Annotated in this window: 17 protein-coding genes; 12 read left to right on the top strand and 5 right to left on the bottom strand. The window is 66.2% G+C overall.

Annotated elements, in window-relative coordinates:
- Together NL1_RS11435 and NL1_RS11430 are read right to left on the bottom strand one after the other, a co-directional pair.
- The coding region (locus tag NL1_RS11435; RefSeq protein WP_162272717.1) for a beta-ketoacyl synthase N-terminal-like domain-containing protein at nucleotides 1–890 on the bottom strand (890 nt) is incomplete at its 3' end.
- A gap of 675 nt (nucleotides 891–1,565) precedes the next feature.
- Entirely contained in the window at nucleotides 1,566–2,030 is a 465-nt protein-coding gene (locus NL1_RS11430) for a DUF4442 domain-containing protein (RefSeq protein WP_067837666.1), read from the bottom strand.
- 431 nt (nucleotides 2,031–2,461) lie between these two features.
- On the opposite strand from NL1_RS11430, the gene NL1_RS11425 reads away from it, so the two are divergent.
- Complete coding sequence (locus tag NL1_RS11425; protein WP_067837663.1) at nucleotides 2,462–4,636, top strand: MMPL family transporter; 2,175 nt, start codon at nucleotides 2,462–2,464, stop codon at nucleotides 4,634–4,636.
- A gap of 18 nt (nucleotides 4,637–4,654) precedes the next feature.
- On the opposite strand, the gene NL1_RS11420 is transcribed toward NL1_RS11425, so the two are convergent.
- Nucleotides 4,655–5,575: an NAD-dependent epimerase/dehydratase family protein gene (locus NL1_RS11420; protein WP_067837660.1), complete on the bottom strand. Its 921-nt coding sequence runs from the start codon at nucleotides 5,573–5,575 to the stop codon at nucleotides 4,655–4,657.
- Nucleotides 5,576–5,686: 111 nt separating this feature from the next.
- Here NL1_RS11420 and NL1_RS11415 point away from each other — a divergent pair, with 111 nt between their 5' ends.
- The 6 genes from NL1_RS11415 to NL1_RS11390 all read left to right on the top strand — a co-directional run bounded on the left by NL1_RS11415 (nucleotide 5,687) and on the right by NL1_RS11390 (nucleotide 14,227).
- Nucleotides 5,687–6,628, top strand: coding sequence for a GlxA family transcriptional regulator (locus NL1_RS11415; RefSeq protein ID WP_067837657.1), 942 nt, complete (start codon nucleotides 5,687–5,689; stop codon nucleotides 6,626–6,628).
- A 139-nt stretch (nucleotides 6,629–6,767) separates the two neighbouring features.
- A complete protein-coding gene (locus NL1_RS11410; RefSeq protein WP_084510493.1) occupies nucleotides 6,768–7,535 on the top strand; it encodes a TVP38/TMEM64 family protein in 768 nt (255 codons plus the stop codon).
- A gap of 461 nt (nucleotides 7,536–7,996) precedes the next feature.
- A complete protein-coding gene (locus tag NL1_RS38740; RefSeq protein WP_174553408.1) occupies nucleotides 7,997–8,506 on the top strand; it encodes a hypothetical protein in 510 nt (169 codons plus the stop codon).
- 410 nt (nucleotides 8,507–8,916) lie between these two features.
- Nucleotides 8,917–9,732 (top strand): thioesterase family protein, encoded by an 816-nt coding sequence (locus NL1_RS11400; protein ID WP_067837651.1) that lies wholly within the window; start codon nucleotides 8,917–8,919, stop codon nucleotides 9,730–9,732.
- A gap of 176 nt (nucleotides 9,733–9,908) precedes the next feature.
- Complete coding sequence (locus NL1_RS11395) at nucleotides 9,909–11,294, top strand: flavin monoamine oxidase family protein (RefSeq protein WP_067837647.1); 1,386 nt, start codon at nucleotides 9,909–9,911, stop codon at nucleotides 11,292–11,294.
- Between the two features lie 479 nt (nucleotides 11,295–11,773).
- A complete protein-coding gene (locus NL1_RS11390; RefSeq protein WP_067837644.1) occupies nucleotides 11,774–14,227 on the top strand; it encodes an FHA domain-containing protein in 2,454 nt (817 codons plus the stop codon).
- A gap of 28 nt (nucleotides 14,228–14,255) precedes the next feature.
- Here NL1_RS11390 and NL1_RS11385 read toward each other — a convergent pair whose 3' ends face one another.
- Entirely contained in the window at nucleotides 14,256–14,738 is a 483-nt protein-coding gene (locus NL1_RS11385) for a hypothetical protein (RefSeq protein WP_067837641.1), read from the bottom strand.
- A gap of 226 nt (nucleotides 14,739–14,964) precedes the next feature.
- On the opposite strand from NL1_RS11385, the gene NL1_RS11380 reads away from it, so the two are divergent.
- Nucleotides 14,965–15,822, top strand: a complete 858-nt coding sequence (locus NL1_RS11380; RefSeq protein WP_067837637.1) for a helix-turn-helix domain-containing protein — start codon at nucleotides 14,965–14,967, stop codon at nucleotides 15,820–15,822.
- A gap of 22 nt (nucleotides 15,823–15,844) precedes the next feature.
- A complete protein-coding gene (locus NL1_RS11375) occupies nucleotides 15,845–16,963 on the top strand; it encodes a serine hydrolase domain-containing protein (RefSeq protein WP_245673187.1) in 1,119 nt (372 codons plus the stop codon).
- A 129-nt stretch (nucleotides 16,964–17,092) separates the two neighbouring features.
- Here the strand turns inward: NL1_RS11375 and modA are convergent, their stop codons facing one another.
- Nucleotides 17,093–17,884, bottom strand: a complete 792-nt coding sequence (gene modA, locus NL1_RS11370) for a molybdate ABC transporter substrate-binding protein (RefSeq protein ID WP_067837634.1) — start codon at nucleotides 17,882–17,884, stop codon at nucleotides 17,093–17,095.
- 287 nt (nucleotides 17,885–18,171) lie between these two features.
- Between modA and NL1_RS11365 the strand changes: the two genes are divergently transcribed.
- From NL1_RS11365 to NL1_RS11355, 3 genes are all read left to right on the top strand, one after another.
- Nucleotides 18,172–18,381 carry a TOBE domain-containing protein gene (locus tag NL1_RS11365; protein ID WP_067837631.1) on the top strand — a complete coding sequence of 70 codons (210 nt, stop codon included), beginning with the start codon at nucleotides 18,172–18,174 and terminating at the stop codon, nucleotides 18,379–18,381.
- A gap of 331 nt (nucleotides 18,382–18,712) precedes the next feature.
- Nucleotides 18,713–19,561 carry a 3-hydroxybutyryl-CoA dehydrogenase gene (locus NL1_RS11360; RefSeq protein ID WP_067837628.1) on the top strand — a complete coding sequence of 283 codons (849 nt, stop codon included), beginning with the start codon at nucleotides 18,713–18,715 and terminating at the stop codon, nucleotides 19,559–19,561.
- Between the two features lie 305 nt (nucleotides 19,562–19,866).
- The gene (locus NL1_RS11355; protein ID WP_067837625.1) at nucleotides 19,867–20,799 is read left to right on the top strand and encodes an alpha/beta fold hydrolase; all 933 of its coding nucleotides are present in this window, start codon (nucleotides 19,867–19,869) and stop codon (nucleotides 20,797–20,799) included.
- Nucleotides 20,800–20,820 lie beyond the last annotated feature (21 nt).

Genomic DNA, 20,820 nt, shown 5'->3' with positions numbered 1-20,820 from the left:
AAAACTTGGCGGCCGTTGCGTATCGCGTCCGAAAGCCGTTCGAGCGCAACCACACCCACGCCCTCGGAGATCCCGAACCCGTCCGCGGCCTCGGCGAAGGACTTGCACCGACCATCCACCGACAGCCCCCGCTGCCGGGAGAACTCCACGAACACAGCGGGACTCGCCATCACGGCCACACCACCGGCCAGCGCCAGGTCGGACTCCCGCGACCGCAGGGACTGCACCGCCAGATGCAACGACACCAACGACGACGAACACGCCGTATCCACACTGACCGCAGGGCCTTCCAAACCCAATGTGTACGATATCCGCCCCGACAACACACTCGACGCACTACCGTTGGCCAAGTATCCTTCGAGCTCCGCGCCTCCGCTCGTCCCGAGGATCCGCATCCCGTAATCGCCGTACATCGCCCCCATGAAGACGCCGGTTCTGCTGCCCCGCAACGACCTCGGATCAACCCCCATCCCCTCCAACGCCTCCCACGACACCTCCAACAACAACCGCTGCTGCGGATCCATCGCCAACGCCTCACGCGGACTCAAACCAAAAAACTCCGCATCGAAATCCGCCGCACCCGCCAAAAACCCACCCCGACACGTATACGACCGCCCCCGAACCTCCGGATCAGGATCGAACAACCCCACATCCCACCCACGATCAACCGGAAAATCCCCCACCACATCCCGACCCCCCGACACCAACCCCCACAAATCCTCCACACACACCACACCACCCGGAAAACGACACCCCACACCCACAACCGCCACCGGCTCAGAGGTCACGCTTTCGATCTCCGCCGATAACTGTGCGTTGTGCCTGCGAAGACGTTCGCCTTCTTTCAAGGAAGCCCGGAGTGCGCTCACCAGTTTCTGGTCCTCGGTCATCTGCGTCACCATCTGCTCTACTGATGCGCCGTGGAACGGTGGATCTGCCTCGGCGCGGGTTGTGTTCGAAGGCGGTTGGCGGTGGGGAGCTTGCTACCGCTCGGGTCGTTCGTCGCGGAGCCGCCCCCGAAAGGTCCGGAAACGAACGTCAGATCATGTGAGAGCTCGACGACCGGCCATGGGTCGTGGCACCGACGCGTTCGAGCGCATTCGTCGCACAGACCGGCTCGCCGAAAGGCAGCCGAACGAACGCGGCGCGCGCTTTTTGTCGCGTCTGACTAGATCGCCGGCGTACGAGCCGACGGCCGGCGCTCGCAAGGTATGTTGCGCATCCCACCCCGGGCCAAATCTATTGCGGCCATTGGCCGTTTTCTACGGATGCCCCTCATCCGATCCCTCCCCGGTCGAAATATCGACGTGGTCCGTGTGACGGACCCTCAGCCACACCGAGCATGCCCGACGCGAGGACTTCCGGCAACCTGAACCTACGGCCGCCATCGCGGCGGGCTACAACGGCACGTTCGCGCCGGGACACGAGATCCCTTGCACGCCAGCGTGACCGGGCGTCGATACGAGACGCGCAACCGTCCCGTGAAAGCCTGCGAGCAGCCCGTGATCGAGACCGGGCAGGTGGCGTTTCACGCGCGAGCCGCCGCGACTCCTATGGATGCGGCCCTACGACTGGAGGCGGCGCGCGTACAGCTTCTGGCTCGCGCGGGCCACGAGATTGCCGTCCGCGTCGACGATATCCGCGGAGTGATCGGTGATCGATTTGCTGCCGTCTCGCGTCGCTTCTCGAATGGCGTCGACCTGCTGAGGTGGGAGCTCCATGGTGGCCGTGACCGTGCCCCGCCCCGGAGCGATGAATTCGATATTTCCGACCGTGTTCCAGACTCGATAGCCGCGCCCGAGTTGACCGTATGCCATTATTCCGAAGAATGGATCCGTCATCGAGTACAGCGTTCCGCCGAAGGCGGCGCGATTGGGATTGTTGCGATTCCAGGGGCGAACGGTATACGTCACACGCACCGAGGTCCAGTCGTCGGCGATGTGTTTCACCCGCACACCCCCGAACAAATAGGGAGGAAAGATGTTGAAGAGCGCTCGGTAAACGCGCGGAGATTCACCGGGATACAACATCCCCGCCGAAGGATCCTTGGCGCCACCGGATGATTCGAACGTTCGAGCGCTTGGCATACTGCCTGATCCCTCCCTGTGGCGGCCATCCCGGCCGCGTCGTTTCACGATCTTCGTAGCTCGGCGATGATCATCCCACAGCGCGGGCTGTTCGGGTAGCGATGAGTCGAACCGGTCCGCGCGGCGGGCATCACGGGGGCGAACATACCCGTGCCGACCGGAATTCAAACATTCTCCGCCACCACGGAACCATTCGGCGAAACTCGGGGATCACGCCGAACCAACCGGCTACGATCTTCTCGTTCGTCCAGAACCTTGCCAGGGGGGATCTCGTTGACCTGCGTCATGAGTATGAGCCGTGCGATCTCGACCGGAATGCACATCGCACCGGCAGTCGCGGCATCTGTCGGCAGTCGCGAACGGCGGTCGCCGCAATGATCACACGTCTGACGGAATTCGCGATCCGCGCGCCCAAGACCGTGCTGGCGTTGGCGGCACTGGCCTTCGTACTTTTCGGAGTGATCGGTTCGTCCGCCTCCGAACGATTATCCGCGGGCGGCTATCTCGACCCGGCCGCCGAGTCGGCGCAGGCGGGCGAGATACTGGCCGCCGACTTCGGGCTCTCGAGCATGCAGTTGATCTTCGCGATCGAATCCGCCTCCGGGGCGATGGAATCGCGTGCCACAGTCGTGGCAGGCGAGATAATCGACGACCTGAAGGCCGACCCGCGCGTCGAATCGGTGGTCGCTCCGTGGTCGGACGCCCAGATAACGGCGCAGTTGCTCAGCCGCGACGGACGAATCGGCTTGGTGGTCGCGACGTTGTCGGGAAACGACAACGAAGTGCAACACACCGCCGAGGAGATCGCCGCCCGTCACGTTCGCGACATCGACGGCGTCACGGTAACCGCCGGTGGCCAAGCCATGGCGCTGTTCGAGATCAGCGCCCAGGCCCAGCGGGACATCCTCCTGGCAGAGGCGATCGTCGTGCCGCTGACCTTCCTGCTTCTGGTCTGGTTCCTGAGAAGTGCTGTCGCCGCCGCGATACCGGTTGTCGTCGGGATCTTCGCGATCGTCGGCACCACGGCCGTTCTGTTCCTACTCACCTTGATCACCGAATTGTCGGTGTTCGCGCTCAACGTCGCCACGGCCCTCGGACTCGCTCTCGCGATCGACTACTCGCTGCTGATCATCGGCCGCTACCGCGAAGAGGTGGGTCGCGGTCGTGATCAGACGACCGCCATCGCGATCGCAATGCGCAACGGCGGCCGTGCGATCCTTTACTCCGGGATCACCGTCACGATCGCGTTGCTCGGCATGTCGCTGTTCCCGATGATGCTGTTGAAGTCCATCGGGTTCGCGGGAGCCGCGGTCGTCGCGCTCTCGATCGTCCTGGCGATCACCTGTGTTCCGGCACTGCTGGCGGTATTCGGCTCACGGATCAATCGCAAGCCGTTGCAGGAGAGCACGGCCGCGGAGTCGACGCCGCTCTACCGCGTGGCGGTTGCGGTGCAACGGCGTCCCGCGCTCTTCGCGTTACCGGTCCTCGCGGTCTTGCTGCTCGCCGGTGCCCCGATCGCGGGGCTGCAGATCGGCTTGTCGGACGATCGCGTTCTGCCCGAGTCCGCCGAGGCCCATCGGGTGGGCGACCTCCTTCGGGAGCGATTCGATCAGAACGCCACCGGCACCGTGCACATCGTCCTTTCCGGTCCCGGCGCGAACGACAACAGCAGCATCGGCTCCTACGCCACCGCACTGTCCCTCGTCCCGGACGTCCGAGCGGTGGTCAGCTCGGCGGGCGTATTCGCGGGTGGGCAATCGGTCGGTCCTGGAGACCCCCGGGCCGCAACGCATTACACGGCGCACCTCACCGTGATGACACCGCTCGACCCGTACTCCCCGGAAGCCAGGAAACAACTCGAGACCTTGCGGAACGTCGACGCCCCGGCAGACTCCCTGTTCGGCGGGCTGGCGCAGCAGACCGACGATGCGGCGACGGGGATCGTGTCGGGCTTCCCGAAGACGTTGGCCTGGATCGCGATCACGACATTCGTTCTGTTGTTCCTGTTGACCGGCAGTGTGCTGCTTCCCCTGAAAGCCTTGGCGCTGAACGTCTTGTCGCTGGCGGCGACATTCGGCGCAACGGTCTGGATATTCCAGGACGGGCATCTGGGCGGCCTCGGGACGACCACCACCGGATACACCGGGCCCTCGGTGCCGGTATTGGTGTTCTGCATCGCCTTCGGTTTGTCCATGGACTACGAAGTCTTTCTGCTCACCCGGTTCACCGAGGAATGGCGCAACTCCGGACGGACCCGAGCCGACAGCGACGCCGCCGTGGCGATCGGACTGGCCAGATCCGGCCGGGTGGTGACCGCCGCCGCTGCGCTCATGGCTTTGGTGTTCGCCGGTATCGCCACCAGCGGCGTGTCTCTCATGCGCATGCTGGGATTCGGGCTGATCCTAGCGGTGCTGGTCGATGCCACCTTGATCCGCATGATTCTGGTCCCCGCCCTCATGCGTGTCGCCGGAACGTGGAATTGGTGGGCGCCCCGCCGCTCGCGTTCGATTGTCGAGAAGGTTCGAGTTCGCGCAGAGGCGGGGTCGTAGTTCGGCCCGGCCGTGCGCTCACACGGCGACGAGGCCGCCGATAGTGTCGGCGATCACGGTGTCGACTGAGGTCGCGGACAGGCCGAAGGTCTGTTCGGTGAGAGTCGCATCCAGCACGTCGGGATGTTCTAGCGCATAGAACATCTCGACGAGCTCGGCCACGATCGGATCGGTCCGCCCAGCCCACGCGACGTCCACCAAGGACAGCGGGCTCAGGCGTGGTGCGGGAGCGCCCGCAGCCGCGGCGATGCGCTCGCTCAGCTCGCGCACCGACAGCTGTGACGACGGCACATGCCAGGCGCGGCCCCACGACCGATCGTCGAGGGCGACGGTGACCAGGGTGCGTGCGACGTCATCGACGGACGACCAGGTCTTCGGTACATCGAGATCGCCTGGGAAGGCGGCGGGTTCGCCCGCGAGTATCCGCGGCGCGGCCAGGATCGTGTAGGCCGACTGAGCCCCGGCGCCGAGGTAGGTCGAGGCACGCACCTCGGTGACGCGGACTCGCCCCGCCTCGTGTGCCGCCAGCGCGTCCAGCCATATCTGCGCTCGCACAGCGCCTTTCACCGACACCGGGGCCAGGGCGGAGTTCTCGGCCATCGGGCCGTCGACGTGGCCGTATCCGTAGCTGTTGCTCAGCGACACGTAGCTTGCGCCGGTGCGTTCGGCCGCGGTCAGCACCGCCTCGGCGATGGGTGGGAAGCCGGCGGGCCAGCGGTTGTACGGGGGCCAGGTGGTGTTGATGAGAGTGGTTGCGCCCTCGGTCAGTTCGGTGAGCCGGTCGGCATCGGTGGTGTCTCCGGTGACCTTCTCGATGCGTGGATGGTCGGGACCGAGTCCGCGACGGCTGACCAAGCGCACCTGCTCACCGGCCTCGGCGAGCAGCAGGGCGGCCCGGCTGCCGGTGCTACCCGCACCCGCGACGACATGCACAGACATGTGTTCTCCTCCTCGGAAGCGGCCCTCGGACGTCGGCCGCATCGACAACCTTGCCGAGCACGGGCCGATTACAGTAGTGGCTGAAATGCCATACATCCCAAGGATCGAGCCATGCACACCATCGCGGTTCTCGCCATCCCTCCGGTGACCACTTTCGACCTGTCGATTCCCGAGATGCTCTTCCCCGCCGTGCGGGTGGACGGCATGCCCGGGTACCAGGTGGTGCTGTGCACACCCGATCCAGGAACGGTGCCCAGCCTGCTCGGCATGTCGGTGGTGATCGAGCACGGCCTCGATGCGCTCACGACCGCCGACACGATCGTCGTGACCGGTACCGGAAGCCGCGCGGAGGGCGATCCCCGTGTGCTCGACGCGCTGCGCGACCGCGCCGCGTCGGGTACCCGGATCGCGTCCATCTGCACGGGCGCGTTCGTGCTGGCGCAGGCCGGATTGCTCGACGATCGCCCGGCGACCACCTACTGGCTCTATTCACAGGAGATGCGCGAGCGGTTCCCCGCGGTGCGGCTGTGCCCGGACGTGCTGTTCGTCGACGACGGCCAGGTGCTGACCTCGGCAGGCCTGGCCGCGGGAATCGACCTGTGCCTGCACTTGGTGCGCAGTGATTACGGTGCGGCGGTCGCCAATGCGGTCGCCCGGCTCGCGGTGGTGGCGCCGGTCCGGGCGGGTGGTCAGGCACAGTTCATCGAGACTCCCCTGCCGCCCGAGAACGGGGAGTCGCTGGCGGCCACCCGGGAGTGGGCGGTGCAGCGACTCGACGAACCGCTGACACTGCGCGAGCTCGCGGCCTACGCGCACCTGAGCACCCGAACCTTGACCAGGCGATTCCGTGCCGAAACCGGGCTGAGCCCGCGGCAATGGCTGCTGCACCAGCGCGTCGATCGGGCCAGGGAGCTACTCGAAGTCACCGATCTGCCGATGAACGAGGTCGCTCGTCGCTCCGGACTCGGCAGCGCCGAGTCGCTGCGCCAGCACATGGTCCGCCGGAACGGCCTGACGCCCAGCGCTTATCGGGCCGGTTTCAGCCGCCGCTGAGATCTTCGCCTGCACGCGCCCACCTGCGCCGCGCCCTCGATCGCCGAGGTCACCGAATAGCCTGCCCGGGTACTGGCGGGCGCACCGCGTCCGGGTCGATTCGAGAGCTGGGTCGGCGTGCGGCAGGATTGCACTCACCATGCCCGACAACAGCACCTTCTCCCCTATCAGCCGACGGCGGCACATCGTGCGGCTCGCGTTGTGCGTCGCGTTCCTGCTCGGGATATTCTATCTCGTCGCCGTTGCGCGGGTGATCGATATCGAGGGCGTGCGCAGTATGGTCGCGGCGACGGGCCCTGCGGCGCCGTTGGTCTACGTCGGTGTGTCGGCCGTTCTCGGCGCCATCTTCGTTCCCGGCCCGCTTCTGGCCGCGGGGAGCGGTCTGCTCTTCGGGCCGTTGGTCGGGACGTTCGTGACCATCGGCTCGGCGACCGGCACAGCGATCATCACCAGCTTCCTCGGGCAGCGAGCGGGCCGTGAGAGTGCACGGGAGTTGCTCGGCGCGGAACGTGCCGCGCGCATCGACGCGCAGATCGAGCGGCGCGGTCTCTGGGCCGTCGTCGGGCAGCGATTCGTCCCGGGTATCTCGGATGCGCTGGCGTCGTACGTGTTCGGCGCTTTCGGAATTCCGTTGTGGCAGATGGCCATCGGTGCGTTCATCGGATCGGCACCGCGCGCGTTCGTCTACACCGCGTTCGGCGCGTCGATCGGTGAACTGTCGGCGCCGCTGGCCTATAGCGCGATCGCGGTGTGGTGCGCCACCGCGATCATCGGAGCCTTCACCGTCCATCGCGGATATCGGAGCTGGCGGGCCCGTGGTGCGCGGAGCGAGCGCGACGCAGCGCCGGATGGCGCACGACGTGACCGCGACGCGGTGCTCGACGATGCCCTCGAGTCGAGCGGCTGACTACCGAGCCTCGGATCATCGCGGCAGTCTTCGGTGTAGAGAGACCACGAGTCCCTGGCCGAGGCGGCAGGGCAGATCGCCGTACCAGTCCGGTTCCTGCCCCGGAGGCGAAGCGCTTCAGCGGCGGGATCGTGTCACGGCTTCAGCGCTACCTTGGCCCGGGTCGGTAGCAGTGTGCGTGCCCTCGGCGAAGTGACGTTCGTAGTGATGCGCGCCCAGCAGATCCCGACACCCGACCGTGGACCGCTGGTGACGCCAAGTGTTGCCACGTCGTAGCTATCCTGAAGAACCCCGGGTCCTTTGTGCGCGACACCGCACGTGCCACCGGCATGGAACAGGTACCTCAGAACGATCAGGAATCGAGAAGCGCTGATCACCAAGCCGTAGCTAACGTCTTTTTCATCGACGTCCACCCGGCAGATCGCCGGGCCACGGGTCGCCCGAAGTCGGAGGAGGACTCCATGCGCTGGAACAAGCAGGTTCGGCAGATGCACCGGTGGCTGGCCATTACCTTCACGGTGACCCTCGTCATCACCGTCGTCGCCTTGGCGTTGCAGAGTCCGGTTTGGGTGTCCTACTTTCCACTGCCCCCGCTCGCCTTGCTGCTCCTTTCCGGCCTCTACATACTCATGGTGTCGTACACCACCAGGTGGCGCGGCCGACGAGCCGCGGATGTCCCGCCTCGGCAGGTCGTTACCGCCGGAAGTCGCCCGGCGACCCAGCGGGTCCGGCAGCTGCACCGGTGGTCGGCCATTGCCTTTGTCTCGACCGTTCTCGCCACTGTCGTCGCCTTGGCGCAAGCGGAGCCGATCGTCTGGGTGTCCTACCTTCCGCTGCTCCCGCTCGCCGCCCTCCTGTTCTCCGGGCTCTACATGTTCGCGCTGCCGTATGCCACCCGACGCCGCAACGCCCGTCAGGCACTCTCCGCTCGGGCCAATCCACTGCCCACGCGACAGACGAACATTCCCTGACGACAAGCTAATTCGCACCGCCCAGTAAGGGTCGTCAGATCGCCAGCCTGCGCTGCCCGTGATTCCGGCGCTGCCGCAGCTTCCCGCGCCGCCAATGCCAATGGTGCCAATTCCCGGCTTGGCGCAAGTCTCCGCCATGCCGCCGATTCGCGGTCGGCCGGGCCTGTCGGCGACCCGCAAGCGAGCCACCCCGCCGCCTCCGTCGAGCCCGTCCGTGGCATCGCGGCCATCGCCATGCCGAAGACGCATTCGACGAACTCCAAGACCGCTACGCCACCGCGATTCCCGCGTTCCCCGAACCGGCGGTACGCCGATCCGGCCGACGCCGCGGACCGGCGTACCGCGCCAGCCTTTCACCTGTAACGTGTTCCACTTCTGGGGTAGAGCAGACGGTCAGGGGAATCAACACAATGGTGAGTTTCTTCGTCGGACAGGGCGACCAGCTCGTGGCCGAGAAGCTGGCGGTCAGTCCATGGGCACCGGACAAGCAGAGCGGAACAGGCATATGCGGTCTGCTGGCTCGCGAGCTCGAGGCCCACTGCCCCGACGGGTTCGTCCCGGCTCGGCTGACGGTGGACCTGTACCAGCCGGTGGCCAACGAAGCGTTCGACATGCGCAGCAAGGTCGTCCGCCAGGGCTCGCGAATCGCCGTCGTCGATGCCGCCCTGGTCCAAGACGGCCAGGAACGTGCCCGGGCGTCGGCGGTCTTCCTGACCACCGGCGCCGAGCCTCCAGGGCAGGTGTGGAGCCCGGTCGAAGATCTGCCGGCTCCTCCGGAAGGATGCGTGTCCCCGGACGGGTCGCCGCCGCTGTTCAAAAGCGGTGAGCGCGACTGGACTTCCGATTATGCGGCGAATCAGAACGCCGAACGCAAGGTCTCCTGGCACAGCCTGCCGCCGCTGGTGGACGGTGAGCCGATCACCCCGTTCCAGCGCGCCGCGATCCTCGGCGACGCCACCAACCACGTGTGCCACTGGGGATCGGAAGGTGCCGGCTACATCAACGCCGACGTCACCGTGACCCTCTCCCGGCTCCCGGTCGGCTACGAACTCGGGCTACGTGCCGACAACACCATCGCCGCCGGCGGCATTTCCATCGGCAGCGCCACCCTCTACGACCGCACCGGCCCCGTCGGCACCTGCGTGGTGACCACGCTGTCCAACGCGCGTCGCCAAATCGACTTCACAACCACTACGACCGCTGCGCTCGCCGGCGAACCGCGCTGACGCTGGAGGAGTTCGCCGCCCCCGGATTCGACTTCACGTTTGCTATAGAATTGCTGAATATTCGACGCTCGAGCCTGATCGAAGGCGATGTGCACCCGTCGCGTCACGGGTGCGGCAAGTAGTGCGCCCGGCCGCACGCGGCCTCGCACAGAACTTCGACACGAAGGCGGCGCGCCATGACAGACGTCGACTACTGCGTAGTTGGTGGGGGATTTGCCGGATTGACCGCCGCCCTGCGGCTGAAACAGGCGGGTCGGTCGGTGGCGCTGCTGGAAGCGCGCGACCGGCTCGGCGGGCGCACGTTCACCGAGGTGCGCGCGGACGGGTCGTGGATCGATCGTGGCGGCGCCTGGATAGGGCCGGGGCAGGACCGGATCTCCGCGTTGATGAACGAGTTCGGGGTATCGAGCTACAAGCAGTACACCGACGGCGAGGCCATGATGGTGGTCGACGGCAAGCAGCATCGCTACGAGGGCACGATTCCGTGGACGATGAGCCCTTGGGCCGCGATGAACCTCGGCGCGGTACTTCTCGAGCTGGGTCGTATGTGCAAGTCGATTCCCCTCGAGGCGCCGTGGGCCGCGAAGAATGCCGGCAAGTGGGATCGAATCAGCCTGGCGCAGTGGCTGAATGACAACGTTCTGTCCAAGCCCGCCCACGAACTCCTCGAGACCGCGATCGCCGGCATGTACACCTCCGCCGCCTCGGAGGTGTCATTGCTCTTCGTGCTGTATCAGATGGCGTCGGGAGGTGGACCCGGCTTCGTCTTGGGGATCAAGGACGGCGCGCAAGATGCTCGGCCGGTCGGAGGCATGGGCGCCATCTCCCGTCCGATGGCGGCCGAGATCGGCGATTGGATCCACCTGTCACAGCCGGTCCGGCGCATCCATCAGGACGCCGACGGCGTGACGGTCCGCTCCGACGATTCGACCGTGCGGGCCCGCCGCGCGATCGTGGCGGTTCCCCTGGCGATCGCAAGCCAAATTCTGTACGAACCGATGCTGCCGGTCGATCGTTCGTTCCTGCATCAGCGGATGCCGAGCGGCTCGATCGTCAAGATCGCCGCCGTGTACGACGAACCGTTCTGGCGCGCCGACGGATTGACCGGACAGTCGGCCGCACCGGGATCACCGGCGACCATCACCATCGATGCCTGCACGGACACCGGGCGACCCGGGATCTTGTGTGTCATCACCGAGGGGCCCGACGCGCGGCATCTTGGACGACTCGACGAAGCCGAGCGGAGGAGAACGGTACTCGCGGCGCTCGTCGAGCGGTTCGGCGACAAAGCCGGCGTCCCCCTCGACTACGTCGAGCAGAACTGGAGTGTGGAGCGCTACTCCGGTGGCGGGATGCTGAGCCACGCGCCGACCGGCGTGCTGACACAGTTCGGTCATGCCCTGCGCGAACCGTGCGGCCGTATCCACTGGGCCGGAACCGAGAGCTCTGCTGTCATGTGCGGCTGGGTCGACGGAGCCATTCGCTCGGGCGAGCGCGCGGCGAGCGAAGTGATGGAACACGAAGCCGTGACCATGGCCGGAGGTAGGGCAAGCGATCGTTGAATCCCTTGTGCGACGGGGCGAGCGCGATGTCAGCGGCACGAGCAAATGTGGATTCCATTTCGCCGATCCGGCGGCTCTCGATGCCGGATTTCGTCGAGGATTTCCTCTGTTCGAATTGTTTACACCTGAATCATCTGCACAAAAGCCACCAGGTGACGCCTCATACGAGGAGGATGTCGCCGGTACCGACAAATGGAGCACATCGGACCGCAAAAGTCGATAACAGAGCCGTGTCGATGTGATCGGATTCGAATTGCGAAGTACACCGCGAATTCCTCCGGCCGACATAATCGGGCGGCCCGTAAAGGGTGTCGGATGCCGGGTTCGCCGACCCGACTGTGGCTACCGTTCGACCGTTTACGCTGTTCAGCACAGGTTTCATTCGAGTAGTCGGATTACGGCGCGCGACGCTGCAGGCCGCGGGATCGTGGGTGGTCGACTCTTGCGGGGGCAGTACGGGGCGGTCGTATACTCCCTTCATGGCGGATGAACCGTCCTCTATCGAATTCCCCGACGCACCGGTTTTGGTGGTGCAGACGAGAGAACGCGTCTATCGGCTACGCGCCGGGGGCGTATATAATGTCGGTCGCGATCCGACGGCCGACATTGTTGTGACCGATCCGCGCGTATCTTCGTTGCACGCCGTTCTGGAGCGGGGTTCGGACGGCTGGGAAATCGAGGACGCAGGCAGCCTCAACGGCACCTTTTTCGACGGTAAACGCGTCGAGCGGAGGGCGATCGACCGAGACGCGACATTCCAGCTCGGACATGCCAGGGATGGCGAGAAGCTGACCTGCTCGGTGGAAGCGCCACCCGGCCACGAGCCCGATGACGATGCCGGTGGCGACACCATGATCGTCCCCGATCCCGGCTACGAGCTCGACGAGGAAGCAACCGTCACGAAATTCCGTCCGGGCCACGACCGGCAGGTTTCGCGATCACCGGCGCCGGAGGCAGACCCCGGCTCGGTAGTCCGGATCACCTCGAGCCCGCTTCGGATCGGCCGCGCCGCCGACAACGACATCGTCGTGCACGATCTCATGGTCTCCCGCTATCACGCCGAACTGCAGGTGATCGGCGAAGGCAGGTACCGGATCGTCGACCTCGACAGCCACAACGGCACCTACGTCAACGGCTCCCGGGTCGACGCCGCGGACCTCTCCGAATTCGATCTGATCGGCCTGGGGCATACCACGGCCCGGCTCGTCGGCGACGAACTGCGCGAGTTCGTCGACACCGGTGACGTGTCGGTCTCGGTGCAGACCCTCATCGTCCGGACACCGGAAGGCAAGGTAATTCTCGACGGGGTGAGCTTCCCCATCCCGCATCGCTCGCTCGTCGGCGTCATCGGTCCCAGTGGAGCGGGGAAGTCGACGCTGCTCGGCGCGGTCACCGGATTGCGGCCCGCGACGGAGGGAACGGTCCGCTACGACGGACGCGATCTGTACTCCAACTACGACGAACTCCGGCACCGGATCGGGCTGGTCCCGCAGGAGGACATCCTGCACAACCAGCTTCAGACCCGGCGCGCCCTGCTCTATGCGGCCGAACTGCGCTTCCCCGGCGACACACGCAGCGAGGAGCGTGAACAGCGGGTCGACGAGGTCCTCGAGGAACTCGGTTTGGCGCAGCATGCCGACACCCGCATCGATAAGCTCTCGGGCGGGCAGCGCAAACGTGTGAACGTCGCGCTGGAGTTGCTGACCAAGCCGTCCCTGTTGTTCCTCGATGAACCGACCTCCGGCCTCGACCCGGGCTTGGACAAGACGGTCATGGAAATGCTGTCCGAGCTGGCGCACGACGGGCGCACCGTCATCGTGGTCACGCACAGCGTGGCGAATCTCGATTCCTGCGACCGGCTGCTGGTCCTGGTGCCCGGCGGTCGGCTGGCCTACTACGGTCCACCCTCTGAAGGGTTGCAGCACTTCGGGCAGCGCAGCTGGGCCGAGGTATTCCAGGAATTCGACCGCGACGCCGACCGCGACTGGGCGGGCGAGTTCCGGGATTCGCCTCGCTTCCAGAACTACGTCGCGGCCGGACTGACCGACGATGTCGGCCCGGAGGAAGTGCACCCGCCGGAGCCGCCGCCCGCGCCGCAGTCCAAACTCAGCCAGCTCAGTACGTTGTGCCGGCGATACCTCGCGGTAATCGCCTCGGACCGAAGCTATTTGGCGCTGCTCGGCGTGATGCCGGTGCTGCTGGGTGGCTTGATCGCCGCGGTGCCGCCGGGTCAGGGATTCGCGGGAGAGCCGGGAACCAACGTCGACGCACCGACCAAGCTCATGATTCTGGCGTTCGCCGCGTGCTTCGTCGGCACCGGCAACTCGATTCGCGAGATCGTCAAGGAGCAGACGATCTACGGCAGAGAACGCGCGGCAGGCCTCTCGGCTGGAGTCTACCTGATGTCGAAAATGCTGGTGCTGGGGGTGATCACCACCCTTCAGGCGGTGGTGTTGGTCTTGATCGGCACCATTGGCGTGGATATGCCGCCCAAGGGGCTGTTCACCTCGGTCTTGGTGGAGCTGATGCTGGCGATGGCGTTGCTCGGCATCACATCGCTGGCATTGGGCTTGCTGGTGTCGGTCTCGGTGAACACCTCGGAGAAGACGCTGCCGCTACTGATCGTGCTGTCGATGGCCCAACTGGTGCTCACGGGCGGACTGGTGCGGCTCCCCGGCACACCATTCCTGGAACAACTGTCCTACATATCGCCATCCCGCTGGGGTTTCGGCGCGGGAGCCGCCACCCTCGACCTCGACACCCTCTCGCCACATGAGGGCGCACCCGATCCCCTGTGGAAGCACACCATCGGCACGTGGCTGGCCGACATGGGAGTCGTCGCCGCACTCGGCGCCGTCTTCCTCGCGCTGGCCTGGTACCGCCTCTACCAGCTGCGCCCACGGCGCCGCGGCGCCCGCGCCGCAAGGCTTTGAAGCACCGGACTTCGCAGGCGGGCCGGGCTCACCGGGCCGTGAAGGAACCGAGCCCCGAGGACACATTGATGGCGAAGCCGCCTGCGGTCGCGACCGCGACGATCTCGCCGGCTCCGGTGAACACCGGCACCGGCGCCGGCGCACAGTCGCAGGGCCGGAACGCCGTCTCTCGGTCCGCCACGTCCACCACACCGACCGCTCCGGTCGTCACGTTCGACCAGTGAATCCGGGCATGGGAGTCGAAAAAGCTGCCACCGCTGAAGGGGCTGGGGTTGGCGACACCGAAGGTGGTGACTCCGGGTGCATCGCCGACGGTCGCCGTCAGGTAGACCATGAAGTGTGATGGCACACCCCATGTTTGGGTCAGTTTCATGAGCGGAAGCTGGAACGTGGTCGTCTCCCCGGCGCGAGCGACGGTGTCTTGTCCCAGCACCAACGCACCGACCACCCCACCGACGACACCCAGCTTGGCGCCCGCTCCGACAGCCCGGCGAACCACGTTGTTCGTCACTAGCCCTCCTCACAGTCGATTCCGGCCCGCATCCATGCCGGCACAGCCGACAGCCGCATTCACCGTGCCGCCTGCGCATTCGACCAGGCGCCGTGAACGAGTAGCACGCCAAGTAAACAACCCGAGTTGCGCTATTCGCGGCATCGACCCGCCCGGACTTGCGGCTTGCCGCGGACGGGCCTGCGTGGGCGATGGCGGTGTCCTCACCTTTCCGTAGCCTGGACGGGTGAGAACCGCAGACTTCGGCCGCGACCCTGATGTGGGGTGGGATTTCGCAGGTCCGGCCGATGCCGTGCCGCCGGGTGCCGCGATCATCGGCTACCGCGATACGGGTGGCGCGGGGTTGGATCTTCGGACTGCCGGGACAGCGGCGATCACCATGGTGATCGAACTCGGGGATCGCGGGCTGATCGTCGACGATGCTGTCGGGCGGCGGACCCTCGGCGGCTTCGTTGTCGGGCTTCCCGCCGAGGCCATGCGTGTACGTGGCGAGCGGGCAGAGTGCATCGAGGTTCGCTTGTCGCCGATACAGGCGTATTCGCTGTTGGGTGTTTCCCCCACTGATTTGGGCCGGGGTGTGGTCGATCTGGAGGACCTGTGGGGATTGCGGGCTCGGCGACTGCGTGAGCAACTCGCGTCCACCGGCACCTGGGACGAACGTTTCGCGTTGACGAAATCGTTTCTGGCACAGTGCGACAGGCCGATGCGGACTCCTGACCCGGAGGTGCTCGCCAGCTGGAATCGCATACTCACCTCCGGTGGCCAGGTGAAGATCGGTGAGCTCGCCGAATCCCTCGGATGGAGCCGCAAGCGGCTGTGGGCGCGGTTCGAGTCCCAGATCGGCCTGACACCCAAGCGGGCGGCGATGCTGGTCCGGTTCCGGTACGCGGTCGACGGTCTGCTGGCGGGCCGGCCCGCTGCCGACGTCGCGGTGGACTGCGGGTACGCCGATCAGGCGCATCTGTGCCGAGACGTGTCGATATTCGCCGACCGCACGCCGGGAGCACTGAGGGCGCACTATCTGCCCACCATCGCTCGGCACCGGTACCGGGCCTGGGGAAGATTTTTCCAAGACCGGGCGTGAGCGGTCGGTCGATAGTGGTGGCGTGACCAACACATTCGATCCCGAGAAGCTACAGACCGCCCTGGAGACCGTCCATCGCGCGGGCATGCCCGGAGTTTTCGCCGAGGTGCGCGACGACGACCAAATCTGGCGCGGCGCCGCCGGATTCGCCGATGTCGCCACCGCCCGCCCCGTCACGGCCGCGATGCGACACCGTGTCGGCAGCATCACCAAGCCGTTCACCGCCGCCGCTGTGTTGCATCTGGTCGACGAGGGCGAAATCGAACTCGACACACCCATCGGCCACTACCTGCCGCGGCTGGTTCCCGGCGAACGCGGTGCGGCGATCACGGTCCGGATGTTGATCAACCACACCAGCGGCCTCGCCGAATACCTCCCGCATGCCTACCCGTCACTCGCGGCCTTCCCCGCCCTGGCGAAAACAACACCGGCCAGCCTGGATGACAGCCGGTTCACCAGGTTTCACGCGACCGAGCTGATCGAGATGGGGGTCTCGGCGCCCGCTACCGGGACCCCGGGTGGCACACCGGGGGTGTACTCGAACACCAATTACCTGCTCATGTGCCAACTCCTGGAGTCGATTACCGGTAGCTCGGCGGAGAAACGCATCACCCGCAACATCATCGAGCGGGCCGGGCTGCGGGACACCGAGCTCCCGGCCGGACCGCATATCAACGGACCGCACTCACTGCACTACGAGGCGTGGTTCGGCATGATCGACCCGCCGCGCGACTACAGCGTCTACGACATGTCGTGGGTGGGGCCGGCGGCTTCGCTGATATCGACCGTCGCGGACCTGAACCGCTTCTTCGGCCTGCTGCTGGCCGGCGAAATCATCAGTCGAGCGTCGCTGGCGCAGATGCAACGTACCGTTCCGGTCATCTCCTTCGAGGGAAAGACGCTCGACTACGGTCTGGGCCTGCAGAAGATGACGGTGCCCGGTCACGGCACCTACTGGGGCCATGAGGGTTCGGTCTGGGGCGGCGGCGCGACGTCCATGACCAGCGCTGACGGCAGACGGCAACTGTCCATCGCGGTCAACCTGCAGCGATGGAACCACCTCGACTCCTCGGGGAAACCACAGCCCCATCCCATCGACGACGCACTTCAGGCTCTCACCCAACTGGCGCTGTGTGGTTGATACACACAGCCACCGAACAAGCGACGCGTCGAGACAGCCTTGGTGATCGCGGCCGCCCTCGGCACGGCGCTTTACCGCCATGCCGAGGTTCTGATCACCGGACAAACTCAGCACGAATGATCAACGCGCTCAGGGAGTTTCGAAGCCAGCTGCGGTGAAGACCTCCTTCGCCCTTGCGGACCGGATGAAGTCGACGAAGGCCGTCGCCGCGGCGGTGTTGGGCGCCTCGGCCAGCGGCGCGATCGGGTAGGCGTTGATCGCCTTGGCCGATTCCGGGAAGTCGATTCCCTCGATCTTGTCACCGGCGGCCTGCACGTCGGTGCGGTACACCAGCGCGGCATCGACCTCGTCCAGCGTCACCTTGGTGAGCACGGCCTTCACGTCCTGCTCACGAGTGTCGGGTTGCGGGGTGATCCCGGCGATCTCGAAGACCTTCTTGGCGGCGGAGCCACAGGGCACCTGCTCGGCGCACAGCGCGAGGCGCGGCTCGGTCTTGCCGAAATCGGCCAGCCCGGTGATCTTGCCCGGATTGCCCTTGGGCACCGCGATCTCCAACCGGTTGCTGACGAATGTCGCGGGCTGGGCGGTGATCTCACCGGCGTCGACGACTTGCTGCATGGAGGCAGGCGCCGCGGAAGCGAACACGTCGGCGGGTGCGCCCTGCTTGATCTGCTCGGCCAGCGCCGAACTGGCGCCGAAGCTGTACACGACCTTCACCCCGGGGTGGGCGGCTTCGAACTCCTCACCCAGCGCGGTGAAGGTTTCGGTCAGCGACGCCGCCGCGAATACCGTGACCGTGCCGGAGATCTGGCCCGCACCTTCCGTGGTGGTCTTCTCGTCGGAACCACACCCGGCCAGCCCCGCGGTGACGGCGAGCGCGGTCGCAGCGACGCTCAGTGTGCGCAATGTCTTCATCCTCATCAACTTTCTGGTATTTCGACCACGCCATGGGTCGAGGTCACCGTGGCGACAGCGGCGCTGCCGACCTCGAGGCCGAGTTCGCCGACGATTCAGGACTCGGCAGCGACATCGACACGCCGCATAGCTGATCCGCAAATTCGTCACCACGGGAAGCATATTGCCGTAGGTGCGGAACGAACCGCGATTCACCTCCAAGCCGACAAACGCTACGTGCGCGACGTCTACTGAACTCGCCGACCCGCTCGGCGCTACCGGCCGGACGAAACGGCCGCGCGTATCGTCGTGCCATGCGCCTGAGCACCCGCAACCAACTCGACGGAACAGTGGTCTCGGTCACCCGCGGTGAAGCCATGGCCGTCGTCCGCGTCCGGCTCACCGGAGGTGACGAGATCACCTCGTCGATCACCCGCGACGCCGCCGACGACCTCGACCTCGCCGAAGGCACGGCGGTCAAGGTACTGATCAAGGCCACCGAGGTCACCCTCGGCATCGAGTAGTCCGCACCTACGGCGAATCCTGGCCGCCTCAGGCGGTTCTCCACCACACCGGCACCCCCGCCTCGGTGTCGCGGAAATGCGCCGACTGCCGCCGGTTCAACCTCGCTCCCCCGTTCATGCTGACTCGCACCGCCCGGCTCCCCCACAGCAGCGGGAGCTGACACCGACGTCAGGGAGTCGTGGCAGTCCACCGGAGGTGACGCCCACACCTCGGAGGACGCGATTCCCTCCTATCCTCCGGAGAACCCGGCGACCGGCGGAAAGTAGGCTACCGGGGAGTTCTGGAATGGCCCCGTTGCGTGATGACGGATTCGAGTTGGGAGAGAAGACAGTGGAGCTGGTCGGAGTAATCGGTGGCGGCACGATGGGCGCGGGCATCGCGGAGGTGTGCGCCAAGGCCGGGAGCTCGGTGCTGGTGCTCGAGACCACGCCGGAGTTCGCGGAGGCCGCACAGCAGCGCATCGCCACGTCGATCTCCCGCGGCGTCGCCCGGGGCAAGATCACCCAGGAGGAGGCGGACGCGGCGATCGCCCGCGTGCGCGTCACACTCGACATCGACGATTTCGCGGACCGCGACCTGGTCATCGAGGCCGCCCCGGAGATCGAGGCGCTGAAGTACGACATCTTCGGCAAGCTCGACAAGATCGTCAAGCCCTCCGGCATTCTGGCCACGAACACGTCCTCGATCCCGGTGATCAAGGTCGCGGGCGCCACCCAGCGCCCGGAGCGGGTCGTCGGCGTGCACTTCTTCAACCCGGTGCCCGTGATGCCGCTGGTCGAGATCATCTCGACCCTCGTGACTGCGCCCGAGACCGCCGCGGCCGTCACCGACTACGCCAAGAACACCCTCGGCAAGACCACCGTGCAGGCGGGCGACCGGTCGGGCTTCATCGTGAACGCGCTGCTCATCCCCTACCTGTGCCAGGCGGTGCGGATGCTGGAGTCGGGGTACGCCACCGCCGAGGACATCGACGCGGCCATGAAGGGCGGCTGCGGCTACCCCATGGGCCCGCTGACCTTGCTCGACACCGTCGGCCTCGACATCGCCCTCGCCGCCGCCGAGTCGCTGTACGGGGAGTTCGCCGAGCCGCATTACGCCCCGCCCGCGCTGCTGCGCCGCATGGTCGACGCGGGCCGCCTCGGCCGCAAGACCGGCCGCGGTTTCTACAACTACAACTGACACAAGTCCCCGCCCTCGCACTGGTACGAGGACACGGGGCGGCACCACACGGCCGGGCAGGGCCGACACACACCGTGTCGGTCCTGCCCGGCCCGTTTACGGGGAGACACGTTCGCGTCGACACCGGCAGGTTGCTGCTACACCTCGCGCACGAGTGGGTCGTGCAGCACGAATCACCTTCTCCGAGAAGAATTTCGAAACGCTCGATCGGTCAACCCTCCGAACTCGACAAATAGTTGAATTCGACGTCAGAATTGAATATCGTCTGTGAGCGACACAGCTTCCGAACGCGAGGTGGCTCCAGGATGGAAACACGCAATCTGCTGGACCGGTGGCTGCGGCTCGGCAGCCGCCAGGTCGCGACCAACGGGATCGAGTTGCGCGTCGTCGACCACGGCGAAGGCCCCGCGGTGGTCTTCTGCCACGGCTTTCCCGAGCTGGGATTTTCCTGGCGCCACCAGGTTTTCGCGCTCGCCGAAGCGGGCTTCCGCACGCTGACGCCGGATATGCGCGGGTACGGCGGCAGCTCGCGTCCGGACCGCATCGAGGACTACGACACCACCACCCTCTGCGCGGACCTGGTCGGCGTCCTCGACGAGTCGGGCATCGATGACGCGATCTTCGTCGGCCACGACTGGGGTGCGTCGGTCGTCTGGCAGCTGGCCATTCAACATCCGAGCCGGGTGCGTGCGGTCGCGGGCCTGAGCGTTCCGGTCACTCCACGCGCCTCGGCGCCACCGATGTCCATACTGAGATCCAGGCTGGGCGACGACTTCTACATGTGCTGGTTCCAGGAGCCTGGCGTGGCCGACGCGACCCTGGCGTCGAACGTGCGTCGCACCCTGCTGCTGGACGATGTCATCAGCGCCCGCGATTGGCTGGACAGCGACGGCTCGGAGCAGGCGGCCCCGGCCTGGTCGAGCGAAGCCGAACTGGGCTATTACGTCGACACTTTCACCGCCACCGGTTTCACCGGCGGGCTCAACTACTACCGCAACCTCGACCGGAACTGGGAGCTCACCGCGCACTCGGCCGGCGCGAAGATCGACCAGCCCGCCCTGTTCATCGCCGGATCGGAGGACCCGGTCATCCGGTTCACCCCGACCACCAAGATGACCGCCGTGCTGTCCGACCTGCGCGGTTCGCTGGTGCTGGACGGTGCGGGGCACTGGATTCAACAGGAACGCGCGGCCGAAGTGAACGCGGCCCTGATCGACTTCGCCCGCGGCCTGAACTGAATCCAAGAATGACAGCGGCGG

It is taken from the genome of Nocardia lijiangensis NBRC 108240 (genome assembly GCF_001613045.1).
In the GTDB taxonomy this organism is placed as follows: Bacteria; Actinomycetota; Actinomycetes; order Mycobacteriales; family Mycobacteriaceae; genus Nocardia; species Nocardia lijiangensis.
This window is presented reverse-complemented; position numbering and strand designations above follow the sequence as displayed.

Bases quoted from the DNA above. Each gene is read 5' to 3' on its own strand.
- NL1_RS11430 (WP_067837666.1), bottom strand. From the start codon at position 2,030: ATGTTGTATCCCGGTGAATCTCCGCGCGTTTACCGAGCGCTCTTCAAC.
- NL1_RS11425 (WP_067837663.1), top strand. From the start codon at position 2,462: ATGATCACACGTCTGACGGAATTCGCGATCCGCGCGCCCAAGACCGTG.
- NL1_RS11420 (WP_067837660.1), bottom strand. From the start codon at position 5,575: ATGTCTGTGCATGTCGTCGCGGGTGCGGGTAGCACCGGCAGCCGGGCC.
- NL1_RS11415 (WP_067837657.1), top strand. From the start codon at position 5,687: ATGCACACCATCGCGGTTCTCGCCATCCCTCCGGTGACCACTTTCGAC.
- NL1_RS11410 (WP_084510493.1), top strand. From the start codon at position 6,768: ATGCCCGACAACAGCACCTTCTCCCCTATCAGCCGACGGCGGCACATC.
- NL1_RS38740 (WP_174553408.1), top strand. From the start codon at position 7,997: ATGCGCTGGAACAAGCAGGTTCGGCAGATGCACCGGTGGCTGGCCATT.
- NL1_RS11400 (WP_067837651.1), top strand. From the start codon at position 8,917: ATGGTGAGTTTCTTCGTCGGACAGGGCGACCAGCTCGTGGCCGAGAAG.
- NL1_RS11395 (WP_067837647.1), top strand. From the start codon at position 9,909: ATGACAGACGTCGACTACTGCGTAGTTGGTGGGGGATTTGCCGGATTG.
- NL1_RS11390 (WP_067837644.1), top strand. From the start codon at position 11,774: ATGGCGGATGAACCGTCCTCTATCGAATTCCCCGACGCACCGGTTTTG.
- modA (WP_067837634.1), bottom strand. From the start codon at position 17,884: ATGAGGATGAAGACATTGCGCACACTGAGCGTCGCTGCGACCGCGCTC.
- NL1_RS11365 (WP_067837631.1), top strand. From the start codon at position 18,172: ATGCGCCTGAGCACCCGCAACCAACTCGACGGAACAGTGGTCTCGGTC.
- NL1_RS11355 (WP_067837625.1), top strand. From the start codon at position 19,867: ATGGAAACACGCAATCTGCTGGACCGGTGGCTGCGGCTCGGCAGCCGC.